4 protein-coding genes are annotated in these 2,659 nt (G+C 72.1%); 3 read left to right on the plus strand and 1 reads right to left on the minus strand.

Going from position 1 to position 2,659, the window contains the following annotated elements:
* Both KBX39_RS28410 and KBX39_RS28415 read left to right on the plus strand, forming a co-directional pair.
* Positions 1-677 (plus strand): LytTR family DNA-binding domain-containing protein (locus KBX39_RS28410; protein WP_210873477.1); only part of this gene is annotated, 677 nt, incomplete at its 5' end.
* 66 nt (positions 678-743) lie between these two features.
* Positions 744-1,406 (plus strand): DUF5701 family protein, encoded by a 663-nt coding sequence (locus KBX39_RS28415; protein ID WP_231915614.1) that lies wholly within the window; start codon positions 744-746, stop codon positions 1,404-1,406.
* Between the two features lie 22 nt (positions 1,407-1,428).
* Here the strand turns inward: KBX39_RS28415 and KBX39_RS28420 are convergent, their stop codons facing one another.
* Positions 1,429-1,980 carry a Uma2 family endonuclease gene (locus tag KBX39_RS28420; RefSeq protein ID WP_167435631.1) on the minus strand — a complete coding sequence of 184 codons (552 nt, stop codon included), beginning with the start codon at positions 1,978-1,980 and terminating at the stop codon, positions 1,429-1,431.
* 307 nt (positions 1,981-2,287) lie between these two features.
* On the opposite strand from KBX39_RS28420, the gene KBX39_RS28425 reads away from it, so the two are divergent.
* Positions 2,288-2,638 carry a hypothetical protein gene (locus KBX39_RS28425; RefSeq protein ID WP_051611565.1) on the plus strand — a complete coding sequence of 117 codons (351 nt, stop codon included), beginning with the start codon at positions 2,288-2,290 and terminating at the stop codon, positions 2,636-2,638.
* The last annotated feature ends 21 nt before the right edge of the window (positions 2,639-2,659 follow it).

Here is a 2,659-nt window from a genome sequence, read left to right on the forward strand (position 1 = left end):
ATCCCCGGGTGGCCCGGCTGCACACGGCGGGGGACGCGACAGAGGCGCTGCGGGTGCTCCGCGACGACGACGTGGACGTGGTGTTCCTCGACATCCGGATGCCGGGGCTGGACGGCATGGAACTGGCCCGGGTGCTGCGCCGGTTCGCCCGTCCGCCGGCGATCGTGTTCGTCACCGCGTACGACGACGGCGCGGTGGACGCGTTCGACCTGGGCGCCACCGACTACGTCCGCAAGCCGGTACGCGCCGAGCGGCTGGCCGAGTCGCTGCGCCGGGTGATCGGCTCCCGGGTGGTGCCGTCGCACCCGGCCGCGCTGGCCCGGGCGGAGGAGGATCCGACCATCCCGATCGAGCTGGCGGGCACCACCCGGATGCTGCCCCGTTCGGCGGTGCGGTGGGTGGAGGCGCAGGGCGACTACGCGCGCCTGCACACGGCGGACGGGTCGCACCTGGTCCGGGTCTCGCTGGCGACGCTGGCCGAGCGCTGGGCCGATGCCGGGTTCGTCCGGATCCACCGTTCGTACCTGGTGCAGTTGCGGCTCATCGCCGAGTTGCGGCTGGTCAACTCCGGCTATGTGGTGGTGATCGACGGATCCGAGCTGCCGGTCAGCCGCCGGCACACCCGGGAGCTGAAGGACAAGCTGGTACGCGCCGCGAAGCAGGACTGGAGTCGCTGAGGGACGGGTCACCGCAAACCCTGGCGTACAATGTACGGCAGACCGTACGACAGGGTGGGGGACCGCATGTCCGACGACCGCTTCGACGCCGCCGCAGAATTCGACAGCCAGCTCGACCGCCTCGTTCAACTCGGCTATCCGGCGCTGGCCGGGCAGACCGAGGAGACGTTTCGCGCCCTGCTCAGCCCGCTGCGCGACGCGGCGGTCACCGGTTCCGCCGGGCTGCGCGGCCCCACCGAGGGGCGGGTGCCGTTCCTGCTGGTGACCACGCGGGAACTGGTGCCGGTGCCGGAGCGGATCGCGCTCACCACGCTCGCCGGCAAGCGCAAGACCGGCATCCTCGACCGGAACTTCCCCGCCGACGACCTGCCCACCTTCCACCCGATCAAGGAGCTGGAGGTGCCGGCCGGGCCCGCGTACCTGCTCTTCGACGTGGACCGGGGCGAGGAGTACCGCAACGTGGCGCCGTCGGCCGCGCTGGAGGACATGACCGCGAAGGACCGGCTCCCCATCACCATCGACGAAGGTCTGGCGTTCGTCACGCTGTACCCGGAGGCGCTGGCGAGCAACAGGTGCTTCTCGCTGGTGGGCTCGCGCTGCGGCGACCGGCGGGTGCCCGCGCTCTGGATCAGTCAGGGCGCGCCGAAGCTCGGGTGGTGCTGGTTCGGCAACCCGCACACCTGGCTGGGCTCGGCGACCGCGAACCCGGTACGGGTGGGACTCGGCTGACGCCCAGGCGGGATCAGGGCGCTCAGAAGATCTCGGCGACCGGCAGGACGAGCGGGAACGGCTGGTCGGCGCGGTACACGTCGGCGGTGGAGAGCACCGCCGCCTCGCGGTAGCGGCCGTCGACGTTCTCCAGCACGGTCAGGGTCTCCTTGCGCGGCTCGACGAGCCAGTAACGCGCGATGCCGGCCACGCCGTACTCGTGGCGCTTGAGGACCAGGTCACGACCGGCGTTGCCCGGCGAGACGACCTCGACCACGAGCAGCACGTCGGCCGGGGCGAGGGCCGGGCCACCCCGCTCCAGTGCCTCCTCGCGGGCGACGAAGACGTCCGGCACGAAGTAGGAGGAGCGCTTCGCGCTGACGCCGACGTCCTGCCCGACGAGCAGACCGGCCGGAGCCTGCCGGTCGAGGAGCCGGCGGAGACGGTTGGCGATCGCGCCGTGCCGGACGTCGGCGTGTGGGGACACGAGCAGGCTCCCGTCGAAGATCTCGTAGTCCTGGCCGTCCTCGGGGAGGTCCTGGAGGTCGTCCACCGTCCAGACGTCGCCGGTGCCGGGTCGTGCCGGGCTGGTCACTGTCACACCTCCTCTCTACCGGCTCACCCTGACACCCCGCCCGGTCGTCCACAACGACTCCGCGCCGTCCACCGGGTTATCCACAGGGGTGAAGCGTTATCCACAGGTTGTGCACAGGGCGCAACGGCGCGGTCTTGACAATTCGGCTCAGCGGGCGAGACTGCCGGGGGTGACCGGAGCCGAGGAACAGCATCCACCGGGGCGGCCCGTCGAGACCGCCCCGGTGCCCGGCCCGCGCGCGTCGCCGGCGCCCGCCCCCCGGCAGCCGGAGAGCCCGCAGCCGGCCGCCACCCCGCAGCGGACCCGGATCGTGCTGGCCGAGGTCTCCCGGGCCGGCAGCCCGGCCGACCGCACCCGCTCCGAACTGGCCCAGCAGACCCCTGTGGGCGAGACGCTGGTGCAGGGACTGATGCGGGCCCAGCTCTCGCTCGCGTTGCGGCTCAGCCTGCTGGTGATGATCGGGCTCGGCGGCCTGCCGTGGCTGTTCGCCATCGCGCCCTCGGTCGGCCGGGTCACGGTGCTCGGGGTCAACCTGCCGTGGCTGCTGCTCGGCGTCGTGTCCTTCCCGTTCCTGATCGTGGTCGGGTGGGCGTACGTGCGGCTGGCCGAACGCAACGAGCAGGACTTCGTCGACCTGATCCGACGGCCGGAACGCTGATGTCCAACGGGTACGTGGTCC

Origin of the sequence: Micromonospora sp. D75 (assembly GCF_018070405.1) — a bacterium.
GTDB classification, from domain to species: domain Bacteria; phylum Actinomycetota; class Actinomycetes; order Mycobacteriales; family Micromonosporaceae; genus Micromonospora; species Micromonospora chalcea.